The sequence below is a fragment of the Agromyces italicus DSM 16388 genome (genome assembly GCF_000421545.1).
Lineage (GTDB): Bacteria > Actinomycetota > Actinomycetes > Actinomycetales > Microbacteriaceae > Agromyces > Agromyces italicus.
The window spans coordinates 19,024-33,630 of the sequence record NZ_ATXF01000004.1; the positions used below are offsets into that span (position 1 = coordinate 19,024).

Consider the following 14,607-nt stretch of genomic DNA (forward strand, 5'->3'; position numbering starts at 1 on the left):
CGGCGCTTTGTCACGCTGAGAAGCGTGCCCTCTTCCTCGCGCCCCAGGTCACGGGGACTCTCCGTGAAACGAGCCGTGCTCTACGCCGGCGGCACGGTCGTGCTGCTCGCCGTCGCGGTGCTGGCGGCGCGCGGCCTGCGCACGCTGACGGCGGTCGAGGGCTTCATCGCCGAATACCCGGGGCACAGCCCCCTGCCCGACGGTGCGCCCGTCGGCATCCCGGCCTGGCTCGGATGGCAGCATTTCTTCAGCGCCTTCTTCCTCGTGATGCTGGTGCGCACCGGGCTGATCGTGCGCTCGAAGACCCGGCCCCCCGCCTTCTGGACCCGTGACAACACCCGCTGGCCGCGCACGAAGGGCGCCCCGCGCCGCCTCGGCATCTCGGTATGGCTCCACCTCGTCGTCGACGCGTTCTGGGTGCTCAACGGCGTGGTCTACGTCGTGCTGCTCTTCGCCACCGGGCAGTGGGTGCGCATCGTGCCGACGAGCTGGGACGTCGTGCCGGGCTCGATCTCGGTCGTGCTCCAGTACCTCTCGCTCGACTGGCCGACCGAGAACTCGTGGGTCTCGTACAACGACGCGCAGGTGCTCGCGTACTTCACGATCGTCTTCATCGCCTCCCCGCTCGCCATCCTCACCGGGCTCCGGCTCTCGCCGGGCTGGCCGCTCCAGGGCCGGCTCGCGACGGCACTGCCCGAGCGCACTGCGCGGGCGCTGCACTACCCGGTGATGCTGTTCTTCCTGCTCTTCACCTTCGCGCACGTCGTCCTCGTGCTCGCGACGGGGGCGCTGCGCAACCTGAATCACATGTACGCGTCGCGCGAGTCCGACGACTGGGTCGGCTTCGCGATCTTCGCCGTCTCGATCGTGGTCATGATCGGCGGGTGGGTGCTCGCGCGCCCTCTGCTGCTGGTGCCTGCGGCCGAGCGCTTCGGGCAGGTGCGCCGGATGCCGGAGGCCCCGCCCGTGCCGAATCGCACCGCCGCACGGCGCTGAGCCGGCGGGACCCCCGCCGAGAGACGAACGGGTTGGTGCTGGACAAGTCGCCCGGCCTGCGGTGTCATTGAGTGACAGCGCAGGACGGACCCTGCTCTTCCGGGGCTCTCGAACGCACTGCCGAGCGCGGGGAGGGGGTGCGGTCAGGTGGTCGGAAAGACCGCGACGCGGAACAAGCGGAACCGTGACTTCGCCGAGACGCGCACGCCCGGCGGAGTCATCGGCGGATTCGTCGGGCTGATCCTCGCGAGCACCGCGGTCGCCGCGCTCGTCGTCGTGTCGGTGACCCCCTCGATCGCGATGGTCGGGCTCGCCGCCTCCGGCACGATCAGCATGTTCGACAATCTGCCCGGGTATCTCGAGATCGGCGAGCTCTCGGAGAAGAGCAACATCTACGCCACGGGTGCCGGCGGCAAGCCCGTGCTGCTCGCGTCGTTCTACGACCAGAACCGGGTCGAGGTCGGCTGGGAGGCGATCGACCAGGATGTGAAGGACGCGACCATCGCGAGCGAGGACCCGCGCTTCTACGACCACGGCGGCATCGACATGCAGGGCACCCTTCGCGCGGCCGCCACGACCGCGAGCGGACGGGACACGCAGGGCGGCTCCTCGATCGCCCAGCAGTACGTCAAGAACGTGCGCGTGCAGCAGTGCGAGCTGATGCCCGAGGATGCGTCGCGCGACGACTGCTACGACGCGGTGACCGAGACGACGATCGACCGCAAGGTGAAGGAGATGCGGCTCGCGATCGGCGTCGAGAAGCGGTACACGAAAGACGAGATCCTGCTCGGCTATCTCAACATCGCCGGGTTCGGGGGCACGGTCTACGGAATCGAGGCTGCGGCCAATTACTACTTCGGCGCCTCCTCGTCAAATCTGAGCCTCGCCCAGGCGGCCTCGCTCGTCGCGATCGTGAACAACCCCGAGAAGTTCAGGATCGACCGGCCGGGCAACGAGCGGAACGGTTCGGCCGACGGCTACGCCGACAACCACGGGCGCCGCGACTACATCCTCGACCGGATGCTCGCGTTCGGGAAGATCACGCAGGAACGTCACGATGAGGCCATCGCCACCCCCGTCGAACCGAAGATCACCGAGCCGAGCACCGGCTGTCAGACCGCCGGAGCGAGCGCGTACTTCTGCGACTACGTGAAGAACATCCTCCAGACCGATCCGACGTTCGGCGAGGACGCCGAGACCCGCATGCTGAACTTCCGGCGGGGCGGCTACGACGTGTACACCACGCTCGACCTCGATCTGCAGGCCGCGGCGGTGAAGACGCTCGGTGACAACGTGCCGCAGACCTTCCCGGGCTGGGACGTCGGCGGCGTCATCTCGAGCGTGCAGGTCGGCACCGGACGCGTGCTCGCGATGGCGCAGAACAAGGTCTACAGCCAGGACCCCGCCGTCCTCGCCTCAGGTGCGCAGTACGAGAGCATCAACTACAACACCGACTTCACGCACGGCGGCTCGCGCGGCTTCCAGCCGGGTTCGACCTACAAGGTGTTCACGCTCGCCCAGTGGCTCAAGGAGGGGCACGGCCTCAGCGAGCGCGTCGATTCGAAGCCGCGCTCGAACTGGGGCGTGTTCCGGGACAGCTGCCTCGGCAACGTCGACGTCTCGGGCGAGAACTGGAACCCGAAGAACGACCAGGGGGAGTCGGGCGGGGCCTACACCGCACTCGAGTCGACGACGCAGTCGATCAACACGGGTTACCTCGGCATGGCGAAGGAGCTCGATCTCTGCGGCATCCGCAAGACCGCCGAGGCGTTCGGGATGCACCGGGCCGACGGCGATCCGCTCAACCAGAACCCGGCCTCGGTGATCGGGACGAACGAGGTCGCCCCGCTCAGTCTCGCGATCGCGTTCGCCGGCATCGCGAACGACGGGGTCACGTGCACGCCGATCGCGATCGAACGCATCGTCGGACGCAACGGCGAGGAGGTGCCGGTGCCCGAGTCGACGTGCACCGCATCCGTCTCGCCCGACGTCGCTGCGGGCATGCACTACGGCATGAGCCGGGTCATGAACGGCACGGCGTACGAGTCGAACAGCAACACGGTGCCCTACGTCCCGCTCATCGGCAAGACGGGAACGACCGACGGCGCGAAGGACACGTGGATGGCGGGTGCGAGCACCGAGGTCGCGACGGTCGCGGCCGTCGTGAGCGTGAACGGCGACGCCAACCAACGGGGGATCACGTTCGCGAGCGGGGAGGCGGCGACGGCGCGGCACCGGATGTGGCCGGCGGTGATGTCCGTCGCCGCGGCGAAGTACGGGGGCCACGGATTCCGCGAGCTCGGCCCCGGACCGGTCGTCGCCCGGCCGCCCTCGCTCCAGTCGCCCGGTGAGGGCGACGACGGCGACGAGGAGTCCGACGAGGGCGCCGAACCGGCGGGGACGGGCGCGGGCGAACCTGCGGAAGGCGGCGGCTTCGGAGGCGACGGAAGCGGCGCCGGTGACGGCGATCGGGGCGGTGGCGGTCGTGGCGACGGCGGCCACCGCGGGGGTGGCGGTGGTCGCGGTGGCGGGGGCGGGCGCGGAGGCTGATCCGACGACGATGGGGCGGTCGAGCATCGCTCGACCGCCCCATCGTGGATCCTCCTAGACCGCGGCGGCCTCGGTGTTCGACTCCGCCCTGCGGAATCGCACCCGGTGCACGATCCAGGCTGCGATCGCGGCTGCGCCGAGCCCGAGCAGCACGAGCAGCCACGGGGCGACCGATGCGGGCGCGACCTTCGCCGTGCCGTCGGCCAGCGTGGCGGTGCCGTCGGCGAGCTTGCCGTTGCCCGCGTCGAGCTCCTCCGCACCGTTCGCGAGTTCGTCCGCGCCGGCGGCGAGCGTCGAGCTGCCGGCCGCGAGTTCTCCGGCGCCTGCGGAGAGCGACGCGGCGCCGTTCGCGAGTGTTCCGGTGCCCGCGGCGAGGTCGCCGGCGCCGGCGCTCAGCGTGCTCGCGCCCGCCGAGAGTTCGCCGGCGCCGTTCGCGAGCGACTGCGCACCTTCGGTGAGGCGCGCGGTGCCTGCGGCGAGATCGCCCGACTTCGTGACGAGTCGGTTCGTGCCTGCGAGGAGCCCGTCGGCGCCGGCGGCGAGCAGACCCGAGCTCTGGCGGAGCCGCTCCGTGCCGCTCAGCAGCAGGCCGTTGCCCGCCGCGAGTTCACGCGACTTGCCGAAGAGGGTACCGGTGCCTGCGGCGAGATCCTTCGCGCCGACCGCGAGCTCCCCGGTGCCCGTGGCGAGCGACTTCGCGCCGAGGGCGAGGTCTCCGGTGCCCGTGGCGAGCGACTTCGCGCCGAGGGCGAGGTCTCCGGTGCCCGTGGCCAGTGACGTCGCGCCGAGGGCGAGAGTGCCGGTGCCGGTGGCGAGTTCGCCGGACTTGGTTGCGAGGGTGCCGGTGCCTGCGGCGATCTGGCCGGACCCGGCGGCGATCGCCGCGGCGCCTGAGGAGAGCTCCGCCGATGAGTCGGCGAGAGCGGTGCCGCCTTCGGCGAGCTCGCCGATGCCGGCAGCGAGGCTCGCCGCGCCGGCGTGGAGCCCGTCGACGCCACCCTTCGCATCGGCGACGGCGGCGGACAGCGCGGCCGAACCGGCGGCGAGCGACCCCGTCGCGGTCTCCAGCCGGACGGCTCCGTCGCGGGCCGCGACCGAGCCGTCCCGGAGCTGCCCGACCGATGCGAGGAGGTTCGCGTCGGCGCCGGCGGCGGCAAGCTGGTCGTAGAGGCCCGAGAGGCCGGTCGCGAGCTTCGTGTTCGCGTCGGCGAGGGCGGACGCGCCCCTGTGCGTGGACGCGGCGCCGACGGCGAGATCCTCGCCGCCCGTCTTCAGCGAGGCGACACCGGTGCGCAGCGAGCCGGTGCCCGTGGCGAGCCCTTCGACGCCGGTCTTGGTCTGACCGAGGCCTCCGGCGAGCTGAGCTGCCCCCTGCGCGAGGCGGGCGGCCCCGTCGGCGAGCGCTGAGCTGCCCGACGCGAGTTCGCTCGTCTTCTCGGCGAGCGTGCCAGCGCCTGCGCTGAGCTGGGCTGCGCCGCCGGCGGCCTGCCCTGCGCCCACGGCGAGGGACTTGGCGCCGGTGTCGAGTACGCCGGCACCCGAGCTCAACTTCGCTGCGCCGCCGGCCGTCCGGCCAGCGCCGGCGGCGAGGGCGTCGGCGCCGGCATCGACGGCTCCAGCGCCCGTGCTGACTTCGGCGGCGCCGCCGGCCGCTTGGCCGACGCCTGCGCTCAGTCGCTTCGCGCCGTCGGCCGCGGCAGCGGCGCCGCCGTTGAGCTCCCCGGCTCCGGCGACGAGCTGGTCGGTGCCGTCCTCGAGTCGTACCGCTCCGGCGTCGAGGTCGCCTGCGCCGGTCACGAGACGGCCGGCGCCGGCATCGAGTTCTGCCGCGCCGCCGGCCGTGCGGGTGGCACCGTCGGAGACCTTGAGGGCGCCTGCGGCGCTCTTCTCCGCACCGGCCTTGAGTCGTTCGGCGCCCGCTGCGGCCGAGGTGGCGCCGGCCGAGACCTTCTCGGCGCCTTCCGCGGCGCTCGCCGCACCGTCCTCGAGTTCGCCGGCGCCGCCGGAGAGCTGCTGGGTGCCCGCGGCGAGTTTCGTCGAGCCGTCGCCGGCCTGGCCGGCGCCCGACGCGAGCTGGGTGGCGCCGGAGTGCAGCGCGCCCGTCGTGAGCATGAAGAACGCCGCGAGGGCGATGAGGGCGATCGCGAGGATCACGGCCGTGACCTTCATGCCGTTGCCGTGGCGATGCGCGGTCGGGTCGATTCTCGTCATTGAGACTCCTGTGGTCGCCCGGGCGCGACGGCACGTCGTACGACGCGCGCAGACGCCCGGAAGTGGAGGGTGCAGGACGATGACGGTGCAGGTCATCGGGATGCGGGCGCTGTCTGGTCGGGTCGCGCCCGCGTACTCAGGGGAGCCGACGCCCCGCCGGTGCGGAGCCGCCGTGGCGCCGCGGTGGCGCGGTGCGCCTGAGGTGCCCTGAACGTAGCAGCGCGCGATATTCCCTCAACGGATGCCGCGGAATCTCTGTGCCGATCGACAACGGTTCGCGGGCCGGGGTCGTGAGCCTTTGTCGACGCCCTACAGTGCGGCGCGGGCGGGCGCCGGGTTTCAGAAGTCGAGCGTGTCGCCGGGCTCGAGCGGGAGGTACTCGCCGCCGTGCTGTTCGGTCGCCCAGGCCAGGCGGAGATTCGAGAGCGCCTTGCCCGCGGTCGACAGCAGCATCTCGTGCGTCGGGAACGCCCGCCGGGGCGCGACGGCCTCGATGAAGTCCATGGCCTCGCTGATCTTCATCCAGGGCGCGCCCGCGGGCACCGCGAGCACGTCGACGGCGACGCCGTGCGGCACGGTGAACGAGTCGCCCGCGTAGTAGAGCGCGTCGTTGACGAGCACCCCGAGATTGTCGATGACCGGGATGGAGGGGTGGATGACGGCGTGCCGGCCGCCGAAGAACCGAAGGCGGAACGGCCCGATCTCGACTTGGTCGCCGGCTGCGACGACCTCGACGGGAAGGCCGGCGGCGGCCGCGGCGACTCCAGCGGGGCCGAACAGGCGCACCTCGGGATTCTGCTCGACGATGCGCTCGAGTTGATCCGGTGTCCAGTGGTCGTCGTGCTCGTGGGTGACGGCGACGGCGACGGCACCCGACGACTCGGTGATCGGCGTCGTGAACTTGCCGGGGTCGAGGTAGAGCTTGTCGCCGGAGTGCTCGATGACGAGGGCGGCGTGTTCGAGTTTCGTGAGGCGCATGCTCCGAGCCAACACCGCACCCGTCGGACGCGCAAGGCGCGCCACCGCGCGAATCGCTGCCAGAATCGCCCCATGGATCGAACTCCCGAGCGGTTGCTGGTCGCCGTGAACCCCGCGGCGTCGTTCGGGCGCAACCGTGCCGTCGGCCCTGCGGTCGTCGAGCGGCTCCTGCGCGAAGGCTACGAGGTCGCCATGCTCAGGGAGGCGAATTTCGAACTGCTTCGTCGCGAGGCCGAGCGGGCGTTCGCCCGCGGCACCGACGCCGTCGTCGTGGTCGGCGGCGACGGCATGGCCTCGCTCGGGGTGAATCTGGTCGCGGGCACGACGGTGCCGCTCGGCATCGTCGCGGCGGGCACGGGCAACGATCTCGCGCGTGGGCTCGGACTGCCCATCGGCGACCCGTCGGCCGGAACCGAGCGCCTCGTCGCGCAGCTGCGGGTGCCTGCCCGCACCATCGATGCGGGAGTCGTGCGGCAGGGCAGCGTCGACACCTGGTTCGCCGGGGTCGTTTCGGCGGGATTCGACGCGGTCGTGAACGAACGGGCGAACCGGATGACCCGGCCTCGCGGCCCCAGCAGGTATACACTCGCGATCCTCCGGGAGCTCGCGACGTTCCGACCGCGGACGTACGTGCTCACGATCGACGGCGTCCGCCGAGAGCAGCGGGCGATGCTCGTCTCGGTCGCGAACAACGCCTCGCTCGGCGGCGGCATGCGCATCGTGCCGCACGCCGATCTCACCGACGGGCGGCTCGACGTCTTCATCGTCCACCCGCTCTCGCGTGCGGCGTTGGCCGGCGTGTTCCCGAAGGTCTTCGCGGGTGAGCATGTGGACCATCCGGCGGTCGAATTCGTCACGGCGCGCGAGGTGACGATCGAGGCGGATGGCGTCGTGGCCTACGCCGACGGCGAGCGGATCGGTGCTCCGCCGGTCTCCGTCAGGGTCGTCCCGGCGGCGCTCAGCGTGCTCGCCTGAGCAGCACGATCGGGGCCGTCGCTCGATTTGGAAAGTGCCGGAAACGTGTGTCATACTCTTCAAGTTGTCGAAAATAGAACGAGAAGTTCTGAGATGCACGGCCCCATCGTTTAGCGGCCTAGGACACCGCCCTCTCACGGCGGCAGCGCGGGTTCAAATCCCGCTGGGGTCACGAGTTCGACAACAGATGAATGCCCTCGCTTCGGCGGGGGCATTCGTCGTTTCACGGCAGGGATGTCTCGCGCAGGGCTGTGCCCCGAGATCTCCGTCGTGCACGACGGGCCGGCCAGGGTCGACGTCCCCGAGCCCATGGCATCCGCGCCGTGACCCGCGATCGCGGGTGCCGCGCGAGGCGGCACCCGCGATCGGTCAGTGCCGCGCGGTCGCCTGGGCGGGCTCGCCCACGACCTCGGCGAGGCCGTTGCGGGCGTCGGGGTAGGCCACGGGAACGCCGTCGTGCACCTCGTGCGGGGCGACCTTGTGGTACGACATGCGGTCGATCAGTGCGAGCGCCAGGGCCGACAGGATGAACACGCAGTGGATGATGACCTGCCACATGACGCCGGTCGAGGTGTACTTGTCGGTGCCGTCGCCGGTCGTGCCGTTCTCGGGCATGCCTCCGACCTCGATGAAGGTCTTCAACAGGTGGATCGAGGAGATGCCGACGATCGCCATCGCGAGCTTGACCTTGAGCACGTTGGCGTTCACGTGCGAGAGCCATTCGGGCTGGTCGGGGTGGCCGTCGACGTTGATGCGCGAGACGAAGGTCTCGTAGCCGCCGATGATCACCATGATCAGCAGGTTCGCGATCATGACGACGTCGATGAGGCCGAGCACGAGGAGCATGATCTCGGCCTCGCCGAGGGCGTGGTCCTGAGCGAAGAACACACCGTCGATGAGGTGCCAGAGCTCCTTGAGGAACACCCACACGTAGACCACCTGGGCGACGATGAGCCCGAGGTAGAGCGGCGCCTGCAACCAGCGGCTCGCGAAGATCGAGTACCCGACGAGCGCGGAGCCCGGGGTCGGGCGGTACTGGCGGGCGGGTGGCGGCGTCTTCGTGGCGCTCAAGTTCTCTCCTCGGATCGGGGGTACGAGTCTACGTGGCCGAGATTTCGACTAGACTCGCCGGAGCGAAGGGGAGTATCCCGCGAGGCTGTGCCTCGATTCACGATCGTCAGTACGAGCGCCATCGCAGCCGCTCCGGTCGTCGAAGCTGTGCGAACAGCCCGGGAGAGACTTTCGGATTCCGTCGTCCCCAGAACTCCGAAAGGTCCAACGTGCTCGAACTCCCCGTCTGGTTCGAAGTCGGTTCGCTCATCGTGCTGACGCTCATCCTCATCGGCGACCTGCTGCTCGTGCTGAAGCGCCCGCACGTGCCCTCGATGAAGGAGTCGACGCTCTGGGTCGCCTTCTACGTCGCGCTCGCGCTCGTCTTCGCCGGAATGATGTTCTGGCTCGGCGACGCCGAGCACGGCGGGCAGTTCCTCGCCGGCTGGCTGACCGAGTACAGCCTCTCGATCGACAACCTCTTCGTCTTCGTGATCATCATGGCGAGGTTCTCCGTGCCGCGGAAGCTGCAGCAGGAGGTGCTCATGGTGGGCATCATCATCGCGCTCGTGCTGCGCGGCATCTTCATCCTGCTCGGCGCCTCGCTCATCGAGAACTTCAGCTGGATCTTCTACATCTTCGGCGCCTGGCTCGTGTGGACCGCGATCCAGCAGGTGCGCGGCGACCATGAAGACGAAGACAGCGAGACCTTCATCGTGCGGCTGCTCCGCAAGCGGGTCAGGCTCACCGACGAGTACGACGGCGTGAAGCTCCGCACCACGATCGACGGCAAGCGCTTCTTCACGCCCATGCTCATCGTCTTCGTGGCGATCGGCACGACCGACCTGCTCTTCGCGCTCGACTCGATCCCCGCGATCTTCGGCATCACCCAGTCGGCGTTCATCGTGTTCACCGCGAACGTGTTCGCCCTGATGGGCCTGCGCCAGCTCTACTTCCTCCTCGGCGGCCTCCTCGAGCGCCTCGAGTACCTGAAGTACGGCATCGCCTTCATCCTCGCGTTCATCGGCGTGAAGCTCGTGCTCCACGCGATGCATGTCAACGAACTTCCGTTCATCAACGGCGGCGAGCACATCGAGTGGGCGCCCGAGATCTCCACGTGGATGTCCCTGGGCGTCATCCTCGCCGCGATGGCGGTCGCCACCGTGGCGAGCCTCGTGAAGGCCCGCGTCGACGCGAAGCGCCGTGGACACAAGCTGATGGACGAGGTGCCCCACTTCACCGAGGACTCCGAGCGTTCGGGCCGCTGACCCGGGCTCCGTTCTCCACAGGTGACGGCGTTGCGGCGCAGGAGTTGCTACCGTTGACGGGCGACGCCCGGCGGCGTCGCTCGGGCTGCCGTCCCGACCACGCCCGCCCTATCGAGGAGAACCGTGCCAGGTGATGTCGAGGGTGTCGTCGCTCTGACCCGCGGTTCGGCGCTCATCGCGCACTCCGCGCGGAGCGACATCGGGCGCGTGCGCAGCGTGAACGAAGACGCCGTGTTCGCCGAGTCGCCGGTCTATCTCGTGGCCGACGGCATGGGCGGCCACGCGCGGGGCGATGCCGCGAGCCAGGCGGTCGTCGAGACGTTCCGGCGCCATGTCGAGCCGGGCACGCCGCCGTCACCCGAGCAGGTGCTCGACGCGATCCACAGCTCGAACGAGGCCGTGCGCGCGCTGAGCGACCGCGGCGAGGAGGGCACGGCCGTGGCGGGCACCACGCTCGCCGGCGTCGCGCTCGTCGACGCGGGCGATGCGGGCGGCTACCACTGGATGGCGTTCAACATCGGCGATTCCCGCATCTACTCGTGGAGCGGCCGGGCGCTCGAGCAGGTGAGCGTCGACCACTCCGCCGTGCAAGAGTTGGTCGACGCGGGGCTGATCAGCCCCGACGACGCCGAACGCCACCCCGAACGCAACGTGATCACGAGAGCGCTCGGAGCCGACGACGTCGTCGACCCCGACGTATGGCTCATCCCGGCCACAGGTCGACAGGTCTTCCTCGTCTGCTCCGACGGGCTCACGAAAGAGCTCGAGGACGAGCGGATCGCCGCCATCCTCGCGGGCGACGCCGCGCACCCCGCCGGCATGGCGGGCGAACTCGTCGATGCCGCGCTCGCGCACGGCGGACGCGACAACATCAGCGTCGTCGTCGTCGAATCGAAGATCGGCGGCGATGACGACGACGCCGATTCGACGCGCGACCGCGGCGACGAGTCGATCGAAGTCACGAGGCCGAGAGACGAGGGGCGACACGATGGCTGAGTATCGCGCAGACGCGAGCGGGGCCGTCGCCGCCGTGCGGACGGGGGCCGTGCTCGTCGTCGCGGGCGAGTCGGCTGCGCCGGTGGCCGCAGAGCTGTGGTCGGTGCTCGACCGCGAGGCGACGAACGCGGTGCTCGAGCGGCTCACGGCCGACGGTCTCGGGCGCACCCCCGACTTCGCCTTCCTCACCTGGCAGTCCGCGGGCGAGCGCCTCGGCAGCGTCCGCATCATCGTGCGCGGAGCGTTCGAGGTCGTCGCGGGCGAGGTCGTCGTGTCGGGCGCCGCCGTCTCGACGTGGACCGAACGGCTCGTCGACGACGCCGAGCGCGTCGAGATCGTCCATGCAGAAGCCTCGGATGCCACGGATGCCACGGATGGCGCCTCGTGGCTGCCGATCCTCGACGGCGTGGTGGCCGCGGCGGCCGTCGCCGTGCCGGGCGCCGCGCCGACGGGCGACATCGGCGTCGCTCCGAAGCCCCTGGCGACCTCGGCCGCCGCTGCGCCGGCGAATCCCGGGGCGGAGGTCGACGACGTCGAGCTGCTCGGGGTCTCCGAGCACACGATCGCGCCGGTCGAAGAAGAGACCATCGTCGGGGTCACCGATTTCATCCGTCCGCCCGAGGCGACCGGGGGTCCGCTCGTGGCGGCGCCGAACGTCGTGCCGACGCCCGCCGTCGTCGGTGATCTCGACGAGACCATCGCGCGGCCGGTCGGCGAGGGCGTGTCCGCTGCCTTCGCCCCCGGCGACCACGACGGCATGACGGTCGCGAGCGCCGACATCCGGCGCCTGCGCGCCGAGCGCGATGCGGCCCGTCCGGCCACGGGTGCGGCGCCGGCGCGCCCGACGCCGGCATCGCCGGGCGTGCGCGTGCGCATGCCCGACGGCAGTTTCGAACCGCTCGGCCACGAGATCGTGCTCGGCCGCTCGCCGAGCGTCAGCAAGGTCTCGGGTGGTCGTCTGCCGAGGCTCGTCACGATCGGGCACGGCGATCCCGACATCTCGCGCAGTCACGTGCGCCTCGCGCTCGAGGGCGGCACCGTCGTCGTCACCGACCTGCACTCGCGCAACGGCACGCTCGTGGTCGCCCCCGGTCGTGCACCGGTGAAGCTCCGCGCCGGAGAGCCGACGCCCGTGCTCATCGGCACCGTCGTCGACCTCGGCGGCGGCTGGACGATCCAGGTGGTGGGCGACTGATGCGGCGAGCCACCTCGACACCGCCCGAGCTTCCGGGCTACAACTCGCTCGGCCTGCTCGGCTCGGGCGGCTTCGCCGACGTCTTCCTCTACGAGCAGCGCCTGCCGCGCCGCAAGGTCGCCGTCAAGGTGCTGCTCACCGAAGAGCTCGGCCGCGACACCCGCGCCCAGTTCGTCGCCGAGGCGAACCTCATGGCGCAGCTCTCGGCGCACCCCTTCATCGTCACCATCTTCCACGCCGACGTCTCGGCCGACGGGCGCCCGTACTTCGTCATGGAGTACTGCTCGGGCCCGAGCCTGGCCGAACGGTACAAGCGCGAGCCCTTCTCGGTCGAAGACGCGCTGCGCACCGGCGTGCGGCTCGCCGGCGCGATCGCCACCGCGCACGCCGCCGGCATCCTGCACCGCGACATCAAGCCCGCGAACGTCCTCACGAACGACTACGGCTGGCCCGCGCTCACCGATTTCGGCATCTCGTCGAATCTCGAGGGCGAGCTGCCGGTGCACACGGTCACGGTGGCCGAGCTCGGTGCGACCGGTTCGGCGTCGGGCACCGGGCAGTCGGCGGTCGGGCTCAGCGTGCCGTGGTCGCCGCCCGAGATGTTCGACGACGACCCGAAGCCCGACCCGCGCAGCGACGTCTTCTCGCTCGCGGCGACGGTGCACACCCTGCTCGCCGGGCGCACCCCGTTCGAGATCCCGGGGCGCTCCAACGGCTCGCTCGACCTCATGGGCCGGATCGAGCGCGGGGCGATCACGCCGATCGGCCGAACCGATGTGCCCGCGAGCCTCGCGGCCGTGCTGGCGAAGGGCATGGCGACCCGTCGCGACGATCGCTATCCGAGTGCGGTCGAGTTCGCGCGCGCCCTCCAGCGGGTCGAGCTCGAGCTCGGCTATGCCGCGACGAACATCGAGGTGCCGAACCTCGCCGCTGCGCGCGAGGCCGAGCCCGACGACGACGGCGCCGACGCGACTCGCGCCCGATCGGTGAAGACCGTCGCGGCGCAGGCACCCGTCGCGCCCTCGCCCGTGGCCGCCGTGCCGGTCGCGCCCGCGCCGATCGCGCCGCCGCCCGTCGACGACGACCGCACCCTCGCCCGCTCGCCGCAGCAGCTCGCCGCACAAGCTCCGGCGCCCGCGGTCGACGACGCCACCATGCTCCGCACCCGCGGCGCCGCCGCGCCGGCGCCCGACGCCACCGTCATCCGCCCAGTGGGCGCGGCCCCGGCCTCCGGCACCGCGTCGGCGCCGACCGAGACCAGGGCGCCTCGACGCTCGCGCGTCGGTGCGGTCGTCGCGATCGTCGCCGCGATCGTCGTCGCGGCCGTCGTCGGCATCGCGATCGCACTCTCGGGCACGCTCGCCGCGCCCGAGCCCGAGCCCACCTCGTCGACGAGCGGCGAGGACGCGGTGATCGAGGCGACGGTGCCGGCGCCGACGGTCGAGTTCGCCGGCCTCGACGGCACCTCCGCCGTCTTCGAGGTCGCACACGACGACGCCGAAGAGGGTGACCGCTACCGTTGGAAGCGCGTCGACGGAACGGGTTCGACCGAAGTCTCCGAGGGCCCGACGATCACCGTCGTGAACGATGCGGGGGGCGTCGTCTGCATCGATGTGCAGGTGCAGCGCGGCAGCAAGACCTCCGAACCGGCGAGGGGATGCTCCGGATGAGGCCGTTGCGCGTCGAATACTGCGGGGAGTGGTACACGGTCGAGGCCGGCGAGCCGTTCACGATCGGGCGCGACTCCGACCTCACCATCGACGAGAACCCGTACCTGCACCGCACCTTCCTCACCCTGTCGTCGGAGTACGGCCTCTGGTGGCTCTCGAACGTGGGGCAGCTGCTGTCGGCGACGGTCTCCGATGCGACGGGCAGCGTGCAGGCCTGGGTCGCGCCGGGGGCGAAGCTGCCCCTCGTCTTCCAGACCGTGCACGTCATGTTCAGCGCCGGCGCGACGACCTACGACTTCACCGTGCATGCCGAAGAGGACTTCTACAACACCTCGCTCACGGCGACCCCCGCCGACGGCGGCACCACGGTGATGCCGGTCACCCTGACGACGAGCCAGCGGCTGCTCGTGGTCGCGCTCGCCGAGCACGTTCTGGCCCAGCCGACGGCCGGGCGCGCGACCGTGCCCACCTCGGCCGAGGCGGCGGCCCGCCTCGGCTGGAGCATGACGACGTTCAACCGCAAGCTCGACAACGTGTGCGAGAAGCTCGACCGCATCGGCGTCGACGGACTGCGCGGCGGGCGGGGCAAGCTCGCCACGAACCGTCGCGCCCGCCTCGTCGAGTACGCCGTGGCGACCCGCCTCGTGAGCGCCGACGACCTGCCGATGCTCGATCGCGCGGTCGACGACGCCGAAGTCCCGCACGCGTGATCCCACCC

11 protein-coding genes and 1 tRNA gene are annotated in these 14,607 nt (G+C 71.0%); 9 read left to right on the plus strand and 3 right to left on the minus strand.

The features are described 5' to 3' along the window. The first annotated feature begins 63 nt into the window (after positions 1-63). Both H516_RS17495 and H516_RS17500 read left to right on the plus strand, forming a co-directional pair. Positions 64-996, plus strand: coding sequence for a cytochrome b/b6 domain-containing protein (locus H516_RS17495; RefSeq protein ID WP_245561681.1), 933 nt, complete (start codon positions 64-66; stop codon positions 994-996). 147 nt (positions 997-1,143) lie between these two features. After that, positions 1,144-3,546: a transglycosylase domain-containing protein gene (locus H516_RS17500; RefSeq protein WP_022887774.1), complete on the plus strand. Its 2,403-nt coding sequence runs from the start codon at positions 1,144-1,146 to the stop codon at positions 3,544-3,546. Between the two features lie 54 nt (positions 3,547-3,600). Here H516_RS17500 and H516_RS0100530 read toward each other — a convergent pair whose 3' ends face one another. Then, complete coding sequence (locus tag H516_RS0100530) at positions 3,601-5,757, minus strand: YhgE/Pip domain-containing protein (RefSeq protein WP_022887775.1); 2,157 nt, start codon at positions 5,755-5,757, stop codon at positions 3,601-3,603. Positions 5,758-6,096: 339 nt separating this feature from the next. After that, a complete protein-coding gene (locus H516_RS0100535; protein WP_022887776.1) occupies positions 6,097-6,735 on the minus strand; it encodes an MBL fold metallo-hydrolase in 639 nt (212 codons plus the stop codon). Positions 6,736-6,807: 72 nt separating this feature from the next. On the opposite strand from H516_RS0100535, the gene H516_RS0100540 reads away from it, so the two are divergent. Both H516_RS0100540 and H516_RS0100545 read left to right on the plus strand, forming a co-directional pair. After that, complete coding sequence (locus tag H516_RS0100540) at positions 6,808-7,710, plus strand: diacylglycerol/lipid kinase family protein (RefSeq protein ID WP_022887777.1); 903 nt, start codon at positions 6,808-6,810, stop codon at positions 7,708-7,710. A gap of 99 nt (positions 7,711-7,809) precedes the next feature. Beyond that, positions 7,810-7,882: transfer RNA gene (locus H516_RS0100545), tRNA-Glu, on the plus strand. 197 nt (positions 7,883-8,079) lie between these two features. Here H516_RS0100545 and H516_RS17505 read toward each other — a convergent pair. Next, the gene (locus H516_RS17505) at positions 8,080-8,781 is read right to left on the minus strand and encodes a TIGR00645 family protein (protein ID WP_022887778.1); all 702 of its coding nucleotides are present in this window, start codon (positions 8,779-8,781) and stop codon (positions 8,080-8,082) included. A gap of 209 nt (positions 8,782-8,990) precedes the next feature. On the opposite strand from H516_RS17505, the gene H516_RS17510 reads away from it, so the two are divergent. From H516_RS17510 to H516_RS0100575, 5 genes are all read left to right on the plus strand, one after another. Then, positions 8,991-10,028 carry a TerC family protein gene (locus H516_RS17510; protein ID WP_022887779.1) on the plus strand — a complete coding sequence of 346 codons (1,038 nt, stop codon included), beginning with the start codon at positions 8,991-8,993 and terminating at the stop codon, positions 10,026-10,028. A 123-nt stretch (positions 10,029-10,151) separates the two neighbouring features. Further along, positions 10,152-11,024 carry a PP2C family protein-serine/threonine phosphatase gene (locus H516_RS0100560; RefSeq protein ID WP_022887780.1) on the plus strand — a complete coding sequence of 291 codons (873 nt, stop codon included), beginning with the start codon at positions 10,152-10,154 and terminating at the stop codon, positions 11,022-11,024. After that, the gene (locus tag H516_RS0100565; protein WP_022887781.1) at positions 11,017-12,219 is read left to right on the plus strand and encodes an FHA domain-containing protein; all 1,203 of its coding nucleotides are present in this window, start codon (positions 11,017-11,019) and stop codon (positions 12,217-12,219) included. The genes H516_RS0100560 and H516_RS0100565 overlap by 8 nt, the downstream gene beginning before the upstream one ends. Further along, positions 12,219-13,889, plus strand: coding sequence for a serine/threonine-protein kinase (locus tag H516_RS0100570; RefSeq protein WP_022887782.1), 1,671 nt, complete (start codon positions 12,219-12,221; stop codon positions 13,887-13,889). The genes H516_RS0100565 and H516_RS0100570 overlap by 1 nt, the downstream gene beginning before the upstream one ends. Next, entirely contained in the window at positions 13,886-14,599 is a 714-nt protein-coding gene (locus H516_RS0100575) for an FHA domain-containing protein (RefSeq protein WP_026378255.1), read from the plus strand. Before H516_RS0100570 ends, H516_RS0100575 begins: the two co-directional genes overlap by 4 nt. Positions 14,600-14,607 lie beyond the last annotated feature (8 nt).

Bases quoted from the DNA above. Each gene is read 5' to 3' on its own strand.
- H516_RS0100530 (WP_022887775.1), bottom strand. From the start codon at position 5,757: ATGACGAGAATCGACCCGACCGCGCATCGCCACGGCAACGGCATGAAG.
- H516_RS0100535 (WP_022887776.1), bottom strand. From the start codon at position 6,735: ATGCGCCTCACGAAACTCGAACACGCCGCCCTCGTCATCGAGCACTCC.
- H516_RS0100540 (WP_022887777.1), top strand. From the start codon at position 6,808: ATGGATCGAACTCCCGAGCGGTTGCTGGTCGCCGTGAACCCCGCGGCG.
- H516_RS0100565 (WP_022887781.1), top strand. From the start codon at position 11,017: ATGGCTGAGTATCGCGCAGACGCGAGCGGGGCCGTCGCCGCCGTGCGG.
- H516_RS0100570 (WP_022887782.1), top strand. From the start codon at position 12,219: ATGCGGCGAGCCACCTCGACACCGCCCGAGCTTCCGGGCTACAACTCG.
- H516_RS0100575 (WP_026378255.1), top strand. From the start codon at position 13,886: ATGAGGCCGTTGCGCGTCGAATACTGCGGGGAGTGGTACACGGTCGAG.